The organism is Fibrobacter sp., assembly GCA_024399065.1.
Lineage (GTDB): Bacteria > Fibrobacterota > Fibrobacteria > Fibrobacterales > Fibrobacteraceae > Fibrobacter.
In genome coordinates, this window is the sequence record JAKSIB010000003.1 from 169,947 (window position 1) to 187,005 (window position 17,059).

The following is a 17,059-nucleotide window of genomic DNA, read 5'->3' on the forward strand; positions in this document are numbered from 1 at the left end:
TTATATTCTCCAATTATGATGTTTGGAAAGAAAGATTTGCAAAAAAATTCCTCTCCATTTAAGTGGTTTTTTGTTGCGTTGTCTGTCATGGCCCTGTTGACAGCCTGCGATGACAAAAAGCATTTTGCACCTGAATTTGAAGAAGGATTCGAAGATAACAAGGGTGGCTCAGATTCCGGATCGAATAATGGTTCGGACAGTTCTTCCGGTATTCCGGATACAGGGCTTTCTGATGAGCCTGTGGTGGAAGATACTACCGCAGTTTCCGACGTAAACCAGCTTCCCAAATGTACCTCCTCCAACGAAGGTGAATCTTTTTTTGTGGCTGCAGAAAATACGCTGTATTTCTGCGTCAAGGGTGAATGGGACAAGGATGCCGTAGAAACTCTTGGGGTATCCTGTGCCGATGGAAAATTGATTCTTGGTGCCGCTGAAGTCGAGGCGGTTGAAGAAGGCCCGGATAGTTTCGGCTATGACACACTGACCGCAGCTGTTGTCTATCGTCGCGAAGGCGTGCCTATGGCAGGCCTTGTAGAAAAGGGCACGTTCCTCCATGGAACTTCCGTAACAGTGGTGGAACTGGATAGTGCGAAACGTTTGGCTGATTCTGAACGAAAGCACACGACCTGTATTACTACCAGTGATGGCTCCTACACTTTTGACGCTTTCAATATTGTTTCTCCTTATGTTCGAGTGGAGGCTTCCGGTTATTTCAAGAGCGAATTGACTGGCGGTCTTTCTGCAGACTTGATTACCTTGAGAAACGTGACCGACTTGACGGAACGAGATTCCGTGAACGTCAACATCCTGACGCATATTGATGCGGTGGTTACGTCCTTGCTGGTAGAACAGAGCGGTTACAATTCCACGGTTAGATCCGTTAAGGAATTGTCTTTGAAGCGAATTCTTTACTCTTTTGGTGTGGTGATTTCTGGCTTCAATGATAATCTTTTCAATCAGAGTCAGGGTGGCTTTGGTTTTGGGTCGACCCAGACTGTTTCCAAGATTTCCGATGAAATCAATTTGTTCGATGATGATGAATTTGGTAAGGCTCTTGTGGCTATTTCCATCATGATGCAGCGAAATGGTTCCGGTCAGGAAATGCTGCAGTACGTTGGCAAGATTGCTGAGGAAATCGCCCGCAATGGAAGATGGGTGGACGGAAATTCTCGCGCCGATTTGGCCGACTGGCTTATGGCTCTTGATGTTAATGGTGATTTTGAAAAGATTCGCAAGAACATTGCCGGCTGGAAACAGGGTGACGTGCCTGATTTCGAATCCTTGCTGCGCAAGTTCTGGACCACGGAATTCCAGTTCCCCACTTGCAACAAATCTAACGATGGCATGGTTACCCACATCGGCTATAGCCAGAGTTCTTACTTTGGTTGCAATTACCAGGATACCGCGAAGACCAAGGTTCGCTTTACCTGTGATGCGGAACTCGGCCGTTGGCGCGCAGCTACCGACATCGAAAAGGATACGGTGGGCCTTGGCGCAGATACTTCCAAGTACGATGGTGCAATTCGTCCGGGCGTGATCAACAAGGACAAGAGCTATATCTACGAGGCTTCCAAGAAACAGTGGCGTGCTGCAACGAGCGACGATATCATGGACTTTACTGATGTCGCTGATGTCTACAATGGCTTGGCTGCAGATGAATCTGTGGTGTTTGTTCTCCGTCATGCTGAACGTACCAATGAAACTGGTTCCAAGGGACATCTGACCGATAACGGCAAGGCCCAGGCAAAGAGCGTTGGTGCGAAGTTCAAGTATGCGGGTTCCATACATTTTGCCTATTCCGGTTACACCCGCACGTTGGAAACTTGCGAAGGCATCGCTTCTGGAGCGGGAGTGAGTGCTAGCCCGGAGATCCTTGATGGTCTTGATGGTAACTGGTATGTCAAGAATGGTGATCCGTCTATTGAATCCCTGACTAGCTGGGCCTACACAGGGAAGCCGGCCGGTGATTTCTATGACCTGGAACTTCGCAGTCAGGAATTTGTTTCCAGCTACATTTTGACAAGACAGTACAAACTGCAAAAGGTGAACTTCTATATCTCCCATGACATGATGGTTCTTCCCTTTGCTGTTTACGCTTCCCAAGGAAAGGTGGACCTGCGTTTCTTTGATGTCCAGGGAACCCGCAACTGGCTGAACTTCCTGGCGGGGGTGGCCGTGATTTACAATACCGCAGGCAAGGTTCGCTACGTGCCTGTCCGTGGCCTTGATTCCGGCACCATGAAGCTGTAGTTTTTCATAGTTTGTAAAGTATTCCCAATGAAAGGTCCCCGGGTTTCTCGCGGGACCTTTTCTTGTGGAAAAAACACCTTGTTTTCCCTACAAATCTCTCGTCTCTCGTCTTTCGCCTCTCGTCTATATACTACATTTCCATCGTTGATTTTTATCAAAATGTTCACCTAAAAGAATGGATAAAATCCAATATGAATGAAACGCAACAGAATACTGCAGAATCCCAGGTAGCTCCCGCTGCCGAAGGTGCTGTAGTGGCTACCCCGGCAAAGGCTAAGGGACGTTTTGACGAGCAGATCGGCTTGATGTCTCCTACTGATGCCGCCAAGGTTCAGGCTCAGCTTGACCTTACTCCTGGTGGCGATTCCGCTGTCTTCGAAATTGTCGAAGCCCACGGCGGTGGATACCAGGTTCTTTACAAGACTTACGATCAGTCCGTGACTGCCCGTAATGCCCTCAAGGCTCAGGACGATGCATCTGCAAAGGTGCTCCCCATCGCCAAGGCAACCTTGGGCAAGGAATACTGCAATGGCAATGTCGTAGAAGGCACCTGCCAGGGCGAAAAGGAAGTCTTCACTATCGGCAAGCTTGCTGAATTCCAGGCAACTGGCCTTATCGTAGTGATGGCTGTGATTATCGGCCTTTGCTTGCTTTGCTACCTGATGAACTTCGTCATGGCAAAGCTTGGCCTCAATGTGGACAAGGCTCCGGCACCCGCAGTCAAGGCTGCTCCTGCCGCTGCTCCGGCTGCAGCACCTGCTGCCGCTGCTCCCCGTACCATTGGCCCCGCTCACTGCGACTGGGATCCCAATGCTAAGAGCGTTCATCCGGGTATGACCAACAAGCAGCTCCAGGCATTCCTGTCTATCGCTGCTATTGCCGCCCTCGAAGAACATCCGGGCCTCACCAACGACGAACTGGTAGTGATCATGACCGCAGCTGCAACTCAGGTCCTGGGTCAGCCCTGCCGCGTCACCGCATACAAGAATGTTAACTCTCCTGCTTGGACCATCGTCTAAGGATCAGGAACAACTTTTAAAAATTCAACAGGCTATTTAGCCAGGAAAAAGAAAAATGAAGAAGACCGTACGTATCAGTTTCGAAGGCAAGAGCTACGATGTAGAAGTTGAAGTTCTTGATTCCAATGTCGCAGTTGCTCCGGCTGCTGCTCCTGCTGCAGCTCCCGCTCCGGTTGCTGCTCCGGCTCCCGCTGCTGCACCGGCCGTTGCTGGTGGCACCGAAGTTAAGAGCCCGCTGGCTGGTTCCGTGTTCAAGCTGAAGGTCAAGGTTGGCGACAAGGTTGAAGCAAACCAGGAAGTCGCAATCATCGAAGCTCTCAAGATGGAAAACCCGGTTGTCGCTCCTTGCGCAGGTACCGTGAACTCTGTTTCCGTTAAGGAAACCGATACCGTCGTCGACGGCCAGACTCTCCTCACCATCGCTTAATTCAGCCTACTGAGGTATATTAATGAGTTCAATCCTTAGCTCCGTTGCCCAGTTCGCTGGCGACACTGGCTTTGCCTACATCACGCCGTCTATGATCGTGATGTGGCTCGTCAGCTTCGTCCTGATGTACTTGGCAATCGTGAAAAAGTTCGAACCGCTGCTGCTCTTGCCGATCGCACTGGGCGCTCTTGCGGTGAACATCCCCACCAAGGGATTCTACGATGGTGGCTGGAGCATCGAGGGCATGTTTGTCCCGACCGAAGGCCTCTATTACTACATCAGCCAGGGTATCCACCTGGAACTCTTCCCGCCCATCATCTTCCTGGGCGTGGGTGCCATGACTGACTTTGGACCGCTGATTGCAAATCCCCGTACCCTCCTCTTGGGCGGTGGTGCGCAGTTCGGCGTTTTCGCTACCATGTTCTGCGCCGTTGCTTTCGGTGGCTTTACTCTTGGCGAAGCTGCTTCCATCGGTATCATCGGTGGTGCAGATGGTCCGACCTCCATCTTTACTGCAAACAAGCTGGCAAAGCACCTCATCGGCCCCATCGCCGTTGCTGCTTACACCTACATGGCTCTCGTGCCGCTCATTCAGCCGCCTATCATGCGCCTCATGACTAACGATGCAGAACGTAAGATCCGCATGAAGTCTCTCCGCAAGGTTTCCAAGGCTGAACGTATCGCATTCGCAGTCATGGTCATGGTTGTTTGCATCCTGGTCGTGCCCGATGCTTCTGCTTTGATCATCATGCTCATGCTGGGTAACATCTTCAAGGAATCCGGCGTTGTTGACCGTCTCGTTAAGACCGGTCAGAACGAACTCATGAACATCGTGACTATCTTCCTCGGTACTTCCGTGGGCCTCACTATGTCTGCCGACATCTTCCTCCGTCCGCAGACCCTCATGATCATCGCTATGGGCGTGGTTGCATTCGGCTTCTCTACCGCTGCAGGCCTCTTCCTTGCAAAGATCATGAACAAGTGCTCTCCGAAGAATCCGGTGAACCCGCTCATTGGCTCCGCTGGCGTTTCTGCTGTGCCGATGGCAGCACGTGTTTCTCAGGTTGAAGGTGCTAAGTACGACCCGCAGAACTTCCTGCTGATGCACGCTATGGGCCCCAACGTGGCTGGCGTGATCGGTACTGCAGTTTGCGCAGGTTACATGATTAGCCGCTTGAGTTAAGAGTATGGATTGTCATCCCGGCCTCAGAGCCGGGATCTCCAAGAAGCCCTCGGTTATTGCCGGGGGTTTCTTTTTGTTTCAACATTTTTTTGTATCGTAATGTCATGCCAAAAATTTCCACGATACAAAATTTCTTCCAAATTCATCAAAAATCTTGATGTTCTGTATAGTGGAATATTGCTTTTTCTTGTTTACTTGGTAAATTTGGGATTAGGGGAATAGGAGGTCCCAATGAAAAAAATTATTGAATACACAGATTACCGCAGGTACATCGCAGACTACTACGTTGACCGCAAGGCACGTAGAGCCTTTACCTGGCGAGATTTCGCAAAGAGCGCTGGGTTCTCGTCGCCGGTGTACCTCAAGATGGTTTCTCAGGGCGTGTATAACCTAAGCGACGCTGCTGTGGAGCGTGTTGCTGTAGCCATGGAACTGAAGGACTGGGAAGTGGAATACTTCAAGGTCTTGGTAGACTTGAACCACGCCAAGGACGACGAATCCAGAAGGACTCTTTTCAATGAGATGCTCAGCATCGCTGCGGCCCACAAGGCGACCGTTGTAGAAGGGGATTCCTTCCGTTATTTTAGCGACTGGAAGAACCCTCTGCTTCGTGAATTGGCACCTGCCATGGCTAACGCAAAACCTTTGGAAATGGCCAAGGCCTGCATGCCTAAAATTACCGCGGCAGAGGTTTCCGAGGTTCTCGCCTTTCTGACAAAGTCGGGACTTCTCAAAAAGGAATCCGATGGCAGCTATCGCCAAACGGAGCAGTTCGTCACCACCGGCCCCATGGAAATCACGCCACTGGCTGTTCGTCAGTTGCACCGCCAGATGGGCGAGCTGGCCATAGATACCATTGAGAATGTGGCTCAAAAGGAACGGCATTTTTCTGGCCTTACCATGGGGCTTTCTGAAAAGTCCTACGAAAAGGTGGTTCAGAAAATTGCTGAGTTCAGAAAGAGCGTGGCAGACATCGTCATGGCCGACGATAAAATGGAAAGAGTCTATCGCTTGAACATGCAGCTCTTTCCCATGTCTCAAAAAATTTCAGGGGAAAAGAAATAGGAGGATTATCATGAAGAATTTGTTCAAAAAGATTGGCGCAGGCTTTGCTGCTGCAAGTGGCGCGTGCTTGATGACTGCTGCAACCGTGGCATTGACGGGTTGTACAGACAACGGTGGCAATGTGGCCAATGGTGTTTCCGAAGAAACTAGCATTGCAGAGAATATTACCAATTTGAAGGGCTTGGTTCTAAGAAGCCTTGCTTCCTTTGACTTTGAAAATTTGGATTCGACAACTGTTAATTCAGGAAACTTTGGAAGTAGTTTATACCTGAAAAAGGTGCGTTTCTGCACGCTGGATCCAAAGACCCTGGCGATTGGGGATAGCTGTTTTGATGGAACTGTAAATGAAAACTCCAGTTACGAGGTGAAGGTTGAAAGCAATGGCTGGCGATATGGATTGTTGGAAGTAGATGTTTCCGATGTAGACGAGTCTAGACGATTGGAATTCGGTTACACCGAAGAATTTCTTGAATCGCATCGCTATAAGATGCATGCAATTATTGATGCAAAAAATCTCACTGCATCTAACGTGAATATCCTGACAGCTTGGAAATATTATCAGGTCAAGAAACTGGTGGAATCCGGTGCTAGCGTTGAGTCTGCAATGGCGCAGGCAGAAGAGGATGTTCTTGCTTCCATAGGAATTTATGGGGAGTACGAAAACTTTGGACGAATGGATGTTTACGGAAATACAAAGTCCGACCATTTGCTTCTTGCTGCGACCTATCTAATGGATATTCCGTCCATTTCCGACAATAGCGTTGTTGCTCGTGATATGAGAAACTTTGTAAGGAATAACGAAATTCATAACGATCCGTTCTGGCTTTCCATGGGCTTGGAAAAACCTAGTGAAGAAATTGTCGATCAGGTTGAAAGATTTGTGACTAATTATTTTGCTGTGGATGCGGGTTTAGGTCGTTGCGAAGAATCGAATGACGGGCAAATTGTTCGTGCAGGTGAACATGATTTTGGTTATGCGACTATCGAAATTAATAAGTATGGTTTAAGTCTGAAATGTTCTGACGGTCTTTGGGGCTGGTACGTTCCAGAGCTTGAACATACCGTTGGAACTATGACAGACTCTCGTGACGGACACGTTTACAAGACCACGACCTTTACAGTAAACGGTACAGTTCAAACCTGGATGGCCGAAGATTTAAAGTATGATTTGCCCGGCTCGAAATGTTTGCAAGATTCCTCCGAACTTTGTGAAAAGTATGGCCGTCTTTATACTTGGTCTGATGTGGTGCAGTTAGATACAACAGGCTTTACTGGGCCGATTAAGGAATATGCCCAAGAGGAACTGTATGGTGGTCTAGAAAAATGTATTGATTGGGCTATGACATATCTAGAGGAGTCTGTGTATGCTGAACGGCTTTTGGATGAGCCGGTTGTAGTTGATAGTATGGACGCGTATAAGTTATGTGTGGGTTGGGGTGTTGACCATGAAGGGATGCTAAAAAATGTAGACATTCGAAATCATCAGGGTATTTGCCCTGATGGATGGAGAGTCCCGTCGGAGAAGGACTGGAAACTCCTGACAGAATACATTGGGGATGACGACCACCTGGCCGTAAAGCTTATGAAGAAGAGTTCGTGGTATGGAAGCGAGGTCCGCATGACTAATTTAGGTAGATTCCGTGTTTATAATCGAGCCAGTGATGTAATGGATTTTTCTGCTGTTCCTAATGTATCTTATGGGCGAAGTGGTCGTTATGCAATAATCCCCAGCTTTGATGCCACGGACATCGAGTTTCATGGAACTTATGTGGAGTTAAGTGCTATGCCGGTAAGTGTTGGTGTCGGTGTCGGTGACTTTGAATACGAGTATTACGAAGCTGACGATTATGGCCCTGCAGGTCTTTACGCACTAAAGATGGGAGTCCGTTGCATCAAGAATCAGTAATGTCCAAAAAGTTTTGCGGTTAGGAGGAGTCCCGCGGATGCGTCCGCGGGACTTTTCATGCAAAAAAACTTTTTCGCGAGGTTGTCCCAGAGTTCACAATCGCTATGCGATTGCCCAGGGGTTCGGGGGCGGAAGCCCCTGAGTGATAAAAAAGACCCCGCTTTCGCGAGGTCTTCTTTTATTCGGGTGGATGACCGGACTCGAACCGACAACATCCAGAATCACAATCTGGGACTCTAACCAATTGAGCTACATCCACCATGAATGTGTGCCAAATATAAAAAAGCCACCCCGATTTTCAAGGGTGGCGATTTAATTTTTGCTAAAAAATCGATTTTTCGGAGCGAAACTCACGAATTAGTGCGATTTCAGCGCTAAACCTGCAAATTAGTCGTTCTTCAGCTTGGAAACGATGCGCAGGAAGTTGGCGCGCTTGAAGTCGTTACGGTGTTCTTCGCAGAAACGGGGATAGATGTACTGCTTGGGGAACACCTTGATGGAGAACATCTCGTTGCAGCCTTCCAGGCAGCACTTGAAGGTGAGGTCCATGGACTCGGTGTAGTTGTGGCGGAAGATGATGTTCTTGGATTCGATGTTTTCCACATCCTTCTTCTGCTTCTGGCGCTGCTTGATGTCGCGGTGCAATTCGCAGTACTTGGCGATCGGATGACCCCAGAATTCGCGGCCGCAGCCCGGTTCCTGGCAGACTTTCAACTTGATACGCTTCTTCTTCTTGTACTTAGGTAATTGCATAATTTCCTCGTTGCGCTCCGAGCCGTAGCCCGATTTCGTTAAAAGATAGTAAAAATGGCGTAAAAAGTGCTGCAAGAGGGTGCCAGTTCTCGGGTTTCTTACGTGTATATGGTATGAACGCTGAAACTTTGGAGGTTTTATGGTAAAAAAGGTGGTGTGTCTAGGGTGTAGGTTAAAAAAATGGGGCGTGGCCTTGGTGCTTGCTTGCGCATTCTTGGTGGGCTGCATGTATGTGTCCGGCGAGGTTATCGAAGAAAATGTGGCTAGTGCTACCTTCCTGGATGTTGGGCAGGGGCTGGCTGTTCTTTTCGAATTCGACGGAAAGTTCGCCATGTACGACTCTGGTCCCGACTCGGTGGGGGTGATGGACAGCCTGCGCGCTCGGGGCGTGGATACGCTTCAGTGGGTGGTGGCTAGTCACTACCATCGCGACCATGTGGGAGGCCTGCTGGAACTAGAGGATGGCCATGGTTCTGAGTCTGGAAGGTCGATGTCCCCTGGGCCGGTTGTAAAGCGGTTGTATGTGGGCCTGGACACCGCGGGAGGCTTTATTCGCGACAGTCTCTTTCGATTGGCCCGGTGTTTGAAAATTCCTGTGGACACGATTTTCCGTGGCAGCGAGATTACGTTGGGTGCGCTGCGATTGAAGACCTTGTGGCCACCAGCGTTTATGACCTTGGGTGGAAATGAATCTAGCATTGTGCTGGATGGACGCCTTGATTCGTCTACAGCATCTTTTTTGCTGGCGGGTGATCTGGATTCCGCTAGTGAACGCCGTCTCCTAGAGCTGTCGCCGTCCTTAAGTACAAACCTTTTACAGGTTCCTCACCATGGTTCCTCGGGAAGCAACTCGCTGAAATTCTTGTCTCAGCTGGCGCCTCGGTTTGCAGTCATCAGCGTGGGAGAAAACAACGGGTACGGTCACCCTACGAAGAGCGTCCTACAGAAACTGAAATATGTGATTGGCGATACCGCTGCAATCTATCGTACGGATTTAAATGGTACAGTAGAATTCCAGATGGTTCCTGGTGTGGGCGTCGTACCCTAGTCGTTAAAACCGATGCGTGCCTGAAAATGGCAGCGTGCCTTGAGGGGATTTCCCTTCATGTCTTCTGCGTTCATGCCGAACAAAACGGCGTGGTGCTTGGAATCCTTGAAACGGACCATGTCTACCTTTTCGCCCAGGGGGACCTGGTAGATGTAGTTCATTTGTATGGAACGGATGCCGCGGTTCCTTATTTCGGTACGGTCCAGGGCGTCCAAAACCCAGTCCACATAGCGGCAGTGGTTCACGTGATGATTGATGTCCAGATCTGTGTTGCGGCCTTGCACCTGGTCCACAACCTTCGGGAATAAACCCATGGGGAGAATGTCCAGTTTTTCAGGAAGTGCTTCGCGGCCTTCTTCAATAGGAACGGGGAAGGGGCTGGTGGATGGCGGAACAGCCTTCATGGTCTTCATATCTACCAGCAGCCAGGAGGAGGTTCCTTCTACCAGGATGTTTCCACGGCCGTCCTTGACCATGTAATCCTTGTAGATTACTTTGTCCTTATAGTTCTCCTTTGCCCAGGTGCTGATGTACAATTCTTCGCCAAGCACGGGAGTGTGAATCCAGCGCAACTTCATTCGGGTCACCACGCATCCGTAGCCGGCATTCAGCATGTTCCATAAGCCGTAACCTTTACGCTGTGCGTCCGCCAGGGCGGCTTCCTCTGTAAATTGAAAAAGTCGGGAAAGTCTTAAGCGGCTGTGCTCATCGCAATCAGAAAAACGGACGGTGAACTTCAGCTCGGTGATTTCATCAATGTCGACTGAAGAATTAACGGGATTCTTGGCTGCTGCGGCAATCATTTCTTCGGAAACAGACAAAGTCTCGGGTTCTTGTGCTTTAACAGATTTGGCCGAAGTTTCAACTTTTGCAGCCTTCTTTTGGGAACCGAAAATTTTTTTCAGAAACATTGATGCCTCGTTGCGTTATAGACCTTATTTGAACAGGCTTTCCTAAAACAATCTGGTTATAATTTATAAATTTGTGGTATGGCAGAACCTTTTTTTCGTCCCAGTTTTATTCAACTTCCCGCTCTTAGTTCCTACAATGGCGAAGTCCGTGTTCCGGGCTCCAAGAGTATTACCAACCGCGTTTTTTTGATTTCCGCCTTGGCAAAGGGCACGACCAAGCTTCATAACTTGTTGCGTAGTGATGATACCCGCTACATGGGCGAGGCACTCAAGAAACTTGGCGTTGACATCCAGATGTCCGAAGACTTCACCGAAGCGGTGGTCGTTGGAAATGGCGCCTGCCTTAATGCTCCCAAGAATGAAGAGGGCAAGAATGTTGCCGACCTTTATTTGGGCAACGCCGGCACCGCTATGCGATCTCTCTGCGCAGCACTGACTCTTGGTGAAGGTGAATTCAACTTGAGTGGTGAAGAACGCATGAAGGAACGCCCCATCCGTGATTTGGTGGACGCTCTCCACACTTTGGGTGCCGATATTACTTACAAGGAAACAGAAGGCTATCCGCCGGTTTGCATCAAGGCCCACGGCCTCAAGGGTGGCGAAGTCAGTGTCCGCGGAAACATTTCCAGCCAGTACCTGACGGCGCTTCTGATTTGCGCTCCCTACGCTGAAACGGAATTGCATATTCATGTCGAAGGCGAGCTGATTTCTGCCCCGTACATTTTGCTGACCTTGAACGTAATGAAGGAATTCGGTATCGAAGTTCGTCATGAAGGTCTTACCGATTTTTATGTTCCTAAGGGCGTTTATCAGAGCCCGGGCGACTACATGGTGGAAGGCGATGCAAGTTCCGCCAGCTATCCGCTGGCCGCTGCCGCCATCGCTCACGGAAAGGTCCGCGTTCTTGGCGTAGGTAGCAACTGCTGCCAGGGCGATGTGAAGTTTGCAAACGTTCTTGAAAAGATGGGTGCCAAGATTACCATGGGTCCGGACTGGGTCGAATGTGAAGGTCCTGCCGGTAAGTTGAATGCTATCGACTTGAACTTGAACGATATTCCCGATGCCGCCATGACTGTGGCTGTTCTGGCCTTGTTTGCCGATGGTACTTCCAAGATTAGCGGCATTGCCAGCTGGCGCGTCAAGGAAACGGACCGCATCGCCGCTATCGTCGCAGAACTCCGTAAGGTGGGGGCTGAGGTTTCCTCCGATATGGATAGCATTACGGTGACGCCGCCTGCTGACCTTCAGCCTGCTTCCATCGAAACTTATAACGACCATCGTATGGCCATGTGCTTCAGCTTGGTTGCGTTGGGCGGAGTGCCCATCAAGATTCTTGACCCGGCTTGCGTGAACAAGACTTATCCCAAGTACTTTGAAGATTTCCAGCGTATCGCCAAGTAGGCAGGCCAAGTAACGCCGATGAAAAGAATTCTGAGTTTTATTTGCTTCATTGCAGTGACTGCTTTTGCAGCCATCGATATTGATTCGTTCCAGGTCTACGTGGATTCCCTGGTTCCAGGTTCCCGTTATGGCCTTTCCATCCGTTCGGTAAAAACAGGTAAGGAACTGACCAACATCCGTGGCGACGAAAAGTTTACTCCGGCAAGTACTCTCAAGACTTTGACTACGGCTACCGCGATTCATTTTTTGCCCCTGGATTATGAACCCAAGACCTATGTGTCCTTGAACGGTAGCGTACAGAAGGGAACTTTCCATGGTTCTGTAAATATCCGTGGCGAAGGAGACCCGAATTTCTCTGGACGTTACTATGCTGATCCGTTCTACATGTTGTACGCCATGGTGGATTCCATCCGGGCATTGGGTGTGGATACCATTCGTGGCACAGTTGATTTGGATTCCAGTTACTACACGGGTCCATGGAAAGCGGAACACTGGCGCAAGAATTTCTATGACGCTTGGTATGGTGCAGAAATTGCTCCCCTGAACTTCAATGATAATTGTGTGGTGGTCCGTTTCAAGCCTGCTGAAAAAGAGGGCAAGCTTGCCGTTGCCGAGGTTATTCCCGACATTGGTTATGTGACATTGAAGAATGAAATGACCACTGTTCCGGGAAGAAAGAAAAAGTGGACCTGGGCTTTGGATCCGGTAAAGTCTGAAATCACTCTTGGTGGAACTATTGGTGTCAAGGTAGATTCTGCTCAGCTGGTGCTCCCCATTAGAAACCCTGTGGGATTCTTTAATGCAGCATTCATGTACGCTCTCAAGGAACGTGGAGTCACCTATATTCCCACAAAGGGTGTTCCCTCTGGAATTGAAATTGCCAAGTACGAATTTTCCGCGGCTCCGTTCCTCAGCATTCTCGATGAAATCAATCAACGTAGCCAGAACTTCCATGCCGAAGCCTTGTTCCGTAATCTTGGCGCACAAATGGCTGGCGAAGGCAGTGTTGAAGGCGGCAAGGCCATGGAGCGAAAGTTCCTTAATGAAATGGGCTTGAACCCCGATGATTTTGAAGTCTGGGACGGTTGCGGACTTTCTCCCAAGAACAAGTTGATGCCTTCTGTTGAAACAAAGCTTTTGGCAAAGATGGCTCGTCATCCTAAGGGTAGTTACTACATCAATAGCTTTGCAGGTCCCGGCCTTGGCACGGGCGGTAAGCGTCAGCTGGATTTGCCTTATCCCTGGCTGACCCGTTTCAAGACTGGTTTCATTGGCGAAGCTCATGCTCTTGTAGGTTACATCTTCGCCATGAACGGCGACACCCTTTCTGTGGCCATGTACTTGAACGAGACGGGTAAGAATCCAGATGCAACCTGCAAGGATGTCTTGGATACTCTTTGGTCCCGTCTGGTGATGCAGACCAATGACAATTATGCATCCTTGCTTGAAATGAAAAAGCTTTGGGTGGACGGCCAGAATGTTCGGGGCCTTTACGCTCGTCTGGATTACTTTACCAATGCTCTCAAGGGAAAGCCTTACCGTTTAGGTCCCATGGGTGAAGGCTACCTTGGAAATGTGGAATCCAAACCCTTGGTTTATTTGGATTCCGTAGACTGTGTGACTTTTGTGGAACACGCCTTGGCCTTGGCTCGCGCCACTCACGAAGATTCACTCTTCTGGGAATTGCAACGCATCCGTTATAAGGCGGGAAAAATCAGTTACCTGAATCGTAAGCACTATATGGTGGTGGACTGGGTTTCTGATTCCAAGTATGCGAAGATCATTCCCATGGCCGGCGATACTATAATTCAGCGCACCATGCCCAAGGTTGATTTCTTCAAGGCGAAGGGCTTGACTTATACTGTGAATGGTCAGGCAAAGGATGTGCCTTCTGATATCCGTTACTTGCCTTACGACAAGGCATTAGAATTTGCTAGCAAACCTTATTCCGGACCTATGATGGTGATTGGCGTTGCCTTTGTCGGAAAGTCCGAAAAGATCGATGCCACCCACACTGGGTTTGTCGTTTTAAGAAATGGTGAACTTCCTGTGCTGCGTCATGCTTCTTCCTTGAGAAAGCAAGTTATTGAGCAGCCCTTTGGCGAATACCTGGAAAGCCGCCGTGGAAAACTTCCTGGCGTGACTCTCTTTGAATTTGTTCAATAAGAATGGCGGCCAAATGAGCCGCCCTTTTTAATCGCCAAAATCGAAAGCCAGAATAGCAACCATTTCGTGCTGCTCTCCGCCTTCAAATAAAGTCCATGCGTCGGGTTCCCATCCATAGGCGTTTACGGTGAGCTCCTTGCCCATGGCAATTTCAGCCTTCTCGATTTCTTCCCACTGGATACGGCCTGCGGGGGCCTTGTAGTAGCGCAGCATGCCCAGAGCGTCCATAGATTCCGGATGGTCATCTACTAGCTGGTAAACGCAATCCTTGTAGGATTCGCCCTTCAGTCGGATAACGCGATAGAGTCGCTTGCGGCCTAAGAACTTGGACAGGTCGCTATGGTGAACATCCACTTTTGCGTTACCTCCAAAGAAGATGGACAACTCACGAAAAATTTCGGAGTTCTCGTCCATCAAAGGGGAAAGCTTCTTGATTTGTTCTGCAATATCTACCGGCATATCCCAAAGGTATATTTTTTCGGGAATGTCATCCCCGACTTGATCGGGGATCTTGCCGTTTATGGGTGTTGGAGTTGAACCAAATGTATTCGTCCTTGCAATCGTATTCGGGGCCGTCATTGAGGCCTCGGGCCGTAGTAAGCTGGACTATGAAGTGAGAGAGTTGGATGCGGAAACAGAAACATTTGGATCGTATGATGACAAACATCATGTTCATGCCCAAGTTCGTTGTGTCAAGGAATAAATCCCATTGGAGGGGTCTTTTAGGTTAGGAAAAGCTCCCGCTCGGTATATCCGGGCGGGAGTTCCTCCATTTTGGAATATCATTAAGGTGTTTTTTCTTTCAAGTGTGCATAAGGTCACTGCATAATAGGGCTTTGAAGAGTATATTTTTTTACGATTTTGGAGGTCTCTAATGATGTCTGATATTTTTAAGATGACGTTGGTTGGGTTGGGTGCGTCTTTGGGCTTGATGGGCTGTTCGGCAACGAGTTCTGAAACAACTCTTTCCGATGAATGTGGTGGAAAGGATTACAAGAAGAATCTCCAGCGCTGCTTTGGGGATCTTTTGGTGGATGCATGCAATGGAGGCCTGGTAGATTCCGTATTTACAGCTCAAGGTAAGTTCTATGTGTGTCGTAGAAACAATACTTGGCAAGAGGCTTCTAAGAATGAGGCCTACTTTGAAAGAGGCTGCGAGGCCGGAAACGAAAATGCTTCCCTTGAGTATGGCTACAGCACCGTTGTTTGCATTCAAGATACCTCAAGCAACTGGAAATGGGTGGTTGATAGTCAGGTTGAAGCGTCTCGTCTGAAATCCTCCAGCAGTTCAAAACCCGATGGAAGCAGTGATTCCAAGGTGGAATCTTCCTCTGATACTGCAGAAGAACCTAACTCTAGTTCATCATCAGTGACACATCGATACGAAAGTACAGTAGAGTACGATGGATACACCTACAAGACTGTGGGCATTGGCACGCAACTTTGGATGGCCGAAAATCTTCGTGCTACTACAGGAATTGATTCTAGCTGGTGCTATAATGATGAACCGAAGAATTGCGAAATATATGGACGTTTGTACACCTGGTCTACAGCCATGGGCATTGATGAAAAATACCAGACTCAGTCTGCGACAAAAGCTGGGGTTATTAGTAGGATAGAAAATAATCGTGGCATTTGTCCCGAGGGTTGGCATATACCTAGCGATGATGAATGGCAAACGCTATTTGACTTTGTTGACGCAAGTAATGGCATTGCTACCGCCGGCCAAAGTCTCTGTGATCCTAATGGGGCTTGGAAGGGATATGACAATTATCCTATGACAGATGACTATGGTTTTTCTGCAATTCCTGGCGGAAAGTACCAGTACTCTCTTGAAAATAATAGTAACGAGGGATGGAAAAATTTTGGTGAAAGCTTGCACGTTTGGAGTGCTACAGAAAGCGTCGATACCACAGCAACCAATGTCTATACGCGTTACATTCAACCGACCCAGATTGATCGTAATGACTTCCCCAAGATGCGCCGTCGCTATATTCGTTGTGTGAAAGATTAATAAAGTAATTTGTTTGGTGTAAAATAAGAGACGTCTTGAATTTATTCAAGACGCCTTTTTGTATAAAGTATTTTGAGATGGGACTTAGTCTTCTAGAGGAATGTAATTAAATGTCACCCCATTCCAGGAATCTTTTTTGCCGGGGACGTCGCCAACGGCAACGGGCTTACCTCGATAGGTATATACTTTTATAGTGCCATCACGACCGCCGGAGTCTGTAGCAAGTGCGCAAATCTTGAAATGGTTGTCATTGTCCATAATGAGAATCATGATGTCCAGTTTCTTTTTCTTTATTAAATTGCTTTTGTAAATTGCAGCGACATTTCCACCGGAGGCTGTTTTTTCAGAGGTGAGTTCGATAAAGTCTTTACCGGCGTTAGCCTTGAGCTCGGTAACGATTAGCTTCTGGAACTCGTTCCCCGCGCCGTTCTGATTTGCAACGGACCAGGAAACTCTAACTCTCATGACTTTTACATTTTGTCTGTTATCTGTACCGAGGAAAAAGGAGTGGAAATTATCTTCTATGGATGCTAACGCGATTGCTTTATGCAGTGCGTTTAATACTTGTGTGTCTGCTGCGATCTTTGCATTTTCGATTTGGTTTGTCACTTTGGGCACACCTACTGCAGCGAGAATGCCCAATATGACAATCACCACCATAATTTCGATAAGTGAAAAACCTTTTTTCATAAAAACCTCCGGTAAAGGACTTTTTGGAAAAGATAAATATTTCGCGTAAAAATGACTTTTACTTTTCGTAAATAACGAAGGCAAACTGCTTGCTGTCTGGAGCCCAGGAATTCACGTTGACCGTTCCCTGGCCGCCGAACAGTTTAAGAATGGTCTTGGGTGCCGACCATTTGTCATCCCGGCCGTTGCTCATGTCATCCCGGCCGTTGCTCATGTCATCCCGGCC

The 17,059-nt window shown here is 48.6% G+C and carries 14 protein-coding genes, 1 tRNA gene and 1 pseudogene; 11 read left to right on the plus strand and 5 right to left on the minus strand.

Translation table 11 applies throughout. The annotated features are described in order from the left end of the window. Window positions 1–15 precede the first annotated feature (15 nt). From MJZ25_02690 to MJZ25_02715, 6 genes are all read left to right on the plus strand, one after another. Window positions 16–2,250 (plus strand): histidine phosphatase family protein, encoded by a 2,235-nt coding sequence (locus MJZ25_02690; protein MCQ2123071.1) that lies wholly within the window; start codon window positions 16–18, stop codon window positions 2,248–2,250. Window positions 2,251–2,441: 191 nt separating this feature from the next. Continuing rightward, entirely contained in the window at window positions 2,442–3,269 is an 828-nt protein-coding gene (locus MJZ25_02695; protein MCQ2123072.1) for a hypothetical protein, read from the plus strand. Window positions 3,270–3,324: 55 nt separating this feature from the next. Further along, window positions 3,325–3,696, plus strand: a complete 372-nt coding sequence (locus tag MJZ25_02700; GenBank protein ID MCQ2123073.1) for an acetyl-CoA carboxylase biotin carboxyl carrier protein subunit — start codon at window positions 3,325–3,327, stop codon at window positions 3,694–3,696. A 22-nt stretch (window positions 3,697–3,718) separates the two neighbouring features. Then, window positions 3,719–4,879 carry a sodium ion-translocating decarboxylase subunit beta gene (locus MJZ25_02705; protein ID MCQ2123074.1) on the plus strand — a complete coding sequence of 387 codons (1,161 nt, stop codon included), beginning with the start codon at window positions 3,719–3,721 and terminating at the stop codon, window positions 4,877–4,879. A 231-nt stretch (window positions 4,880–5,110) separates the two neighbouring features. Next, window positions 5,111–5,944: a TIGR02147 family protein gene (locus tag MJZ25_02710; GenBank protein MCQ2123075.1), complete on the plus strand. Its 834-nt coding sequence runs from the start codon at window positions 5,111–5,113 to the stop codon at window positions 5,942–5,944. 10 nt (window positions 5,945–5,954) lie between these two features. Continuing rightward, window positions 5,955–7,850, plus strand: a complete 1,896-nt coding sequence (locus MJZ25_02715; protein MCQ2123076.1) for a hypothetical protein — start codon at window positions 5,955–5,957, stop codon at window positions 7,848–7,850. Between the two features lie 185 nt (window positions 7,851–8,035). On the opposite strand, the gene MJZ25_02720 is transcribed toward MJZ25_02715, so the two are convergent. Together MJZ25_02720 and MJZ25_02725 are read right to left on the minus strand one after the other, a co-directional pair. After that, window positions 8,036–8,109: transfer RNA gene (locus MJZ25_02720), tRNA-His, on the minus strand. 128 nt (window positions 8,110–8,237) lie between these two features. Beyond that, window positions 8,238–8,603, minus strand: coding sequence for a hypothetical protein (locus MJZ25_02725; GenBank protein MCQ2123077.1), 366 nt, complete (start codon window positions 8,601–8,603; stop codon window positions 8,238–8,240). Between the two features lie 139 nt (window positions 8,604–8,742). On the opposite strand from MJZ25_02725, the gene MJZ25_02730 reads away from it, so the two are divergent. Further along, window positions 8,743–9,651 (plus strand): MBL fold metallo-hydrolase, encoded by a 909-nt coding sequence (locus tag MJZ25_02730; protein MCQ2123078.1) that lies wholly within the window; start codon window positions 8,743–8,745, stop codon window positions 9,649–9,651. Here the strand turns inward: MJZ25_02730 and MJZ25_02735 are convergent. Further along, a complete protein-coding gene (locus MJZ25_02735; protein ID MCQ2123079.1) occupies window positions 9,648–10,562 on the minus strand; it encodes a thioesterase in 915 nt (304 codons plus the stop codon). The genes MJZ25_02730 and MJZ25_02735 overlap by 4 nt on opposite strands. 78 nt (window positions 10,563–10,640) lie before the next feature. Here MJZ25_02735 and aroA point away from each other — a divergent pair, with 78 nt between their 5' ends. Both aroA and dacB read left to right on the plus strand, forming a co-directional pair. Further along, the gene (aroA, locus tag MJZ25_02740; protein MCQ2123080.1) at window positions 10,641–11,963 is read left to right on the plus strand and encodes a 3-phosphoshikimate 1-carboxyvinyltransferase; all 1,323 of its coding nucleotides are present in this window, start codon (window positions 10,641–10,643) and stop codon (window positions 11,961–11,963) included. An 18-nt stretch (window positions 11,964–11,981) separates the two neighbouring features. After that, window positions 11,982–14,129, plus strand: coding sequence for a D-alanyl-D-alanine carboxypeptidase/D-alanyl-D-alanine-endopeptidase (gene dacB, locus MJZ25_02745; protein ID MCQ2123081.1), 2,148 nt, complete (start codon window positions 11,982–11,984; stop codon window positions 14,127–14,129). 27 nt (window positions 14,130–14,156) lie between these two features. On the opposite strand, the gene MJZ25_02750 is transcribed toward dacB, so the two are convergent. Next, window positions 14,157–14,588 carry a hypothetical protein gene (locus tag MJZ25_02750; GenBank protein ID MCQ2123082.1) on the minus strand — a complete coding sequence of 144 codons (432 nt, stop codon included), beginning with the start codon at window positions 14,586–14,588 and terminating at the stop codon, window positions 14,157–14,159. Between the two features lie 61 nt (window positions 14,589–14,649). Between MJZ25_02750 and MJZ25_02755 the strand changes: the two genes are divergently transcribed. Together MJZ25_02755 and MJZ25_02760 are read left to right on the plus strand one after the other, a co-directional pair. Continuing rightward, window positions 14,650–14,832, plus strand: coding sequence for a hypothetical protein (locus MJZ25_02755; GenBank protein ID MCQ2123083.1), 183 nt, complete (start codon window positions 14,650–14,652; stop codon window positions 14,830–14,832). Between the two features lie 171 nt (window positions 14,833–15,003). Beyond that, the gene (locus MJZ25_02760) at window positions 15,004–16,143 is read left to right on the plus strand and encodes a hypothetical protein (protein ID MCQ2123084.1); all 1,140 of its coding nucleotides are present in this window, start codon (window positions 15,004–15,006) and stop codon (window positions 16,141–16,143) included. Between the two features lie 579 nt (window positions 16,144–16,722). Here MJZ25_02760 and MJZ25_02765 read toward each other — a convergent pair. Beyond that, window positions 16,723–16,833: pseudogene (locus tag MJZ25_02765) on the minus strand (prepilin-type N-terminal cleavage/methylation domain-containing protein). Between the last annotated feature and the right edge of the window lie 226 nt (window positions 16,834–17,059).

Bases quoted from the DNA above. Each gene is read 5' to 3' on its own strand.
- dacB (MCQ2123081.1), top strand. From the start codon at position 11,982: ATGAAAAGAATTCTGAGTTTTATTTGCTTCATTGCAGTGACTGCTTTT.
- MJZ25_02750 (MCQ2123082.1), bottom strand. From the start codon at position 14,588: ATGCCGGTAGATATTGCAGAACAAATCAAGAAGCTTTCCCCTTTGATG.
- MJZ25_02730 (MCQ2123078.1), top strand. From the start codon at position 8,743: ATGGTAAAAAAGGTGGTGTGTCTAGGGTGTAGGTTAAAAAAATGGGGC.
- MJZ25_02715 (MCQ2123076.1), top strand. From the start codon at position 5,955: ATGAAGAATTTGTTCAAAAAGATTGGCGCAGGCTTTGCTGCTGCAAGT.
- MJZ25_02695 (MCQ2123072.1), top strand. From the start codon at position 2,442: ATGAATGAAACGCAACAGAATACTGCAGAATCCCAGGTAGCTCCCGCT.
- MJZ25_02700 (MCQ2123073.1), top strand. From the start codon at position 3,325: ATGAAGAAGACCGTACGTATCAGTTTCGAAGGCAAGAGCTACGATGTA.
- MJZ25_02760 (MCQ2123084.1), top strand. From the start codon at position 15,004: ATGATGTCTGATATTTTTAAGATGACGTTGGTTGGGTTGGGTGCGTCT.
- aroA (MCQ2123080.1), top strand. From the start codon at position 10,641: ATGGCAGAACCTTTTTTTCGTCCCAGTTTTATTCAACTTCCCGCTCTT.
- MJZ25_02710 (MCQ2123075.1), top strand. From the start codon at position 5,111: ATGAAAAAAATTATTGAATACACAGATTACCGCAGGTACATCGCAGAC.
- MJZ25_02735 (MCQ2123079.1), bottom strand. From the start codon at position 10,562: ATGTTTCTGAAAAAAATTTTCGGTTCCCAAAAGAAGGCTGCAAAAGTT.
- MJZ25_02725 (MCQ2123077.1), bottom strand. From the start codon at position 8,603: ATGCAATTACCTAAGTACAAGAAGAAGAAGCGTATCAAGTTGAAAGTC.
- MJZ25_02705 (MCQ2123074.1), top strand. From the start codon at position 3,719: ATGAGTTCAATCCTTAGCTCCGTTGCCCAGTTCGCTGGCGACACTGGC.
- MJZ25_02690 (MCQ2123071.1), top strand. From the start codon at position 16: ATGATGTTTGGAAAGAAAGATTTGCAAAAAAATTCCTCTCCATTTAAG.
- MJZ25_02755 (MCQ2123083.1), top strand. From the start codon at position 14,650: ATGGGTGTTGGAGTTGAACCAAATGTATTCGTCCTTGCAATCGTATTC.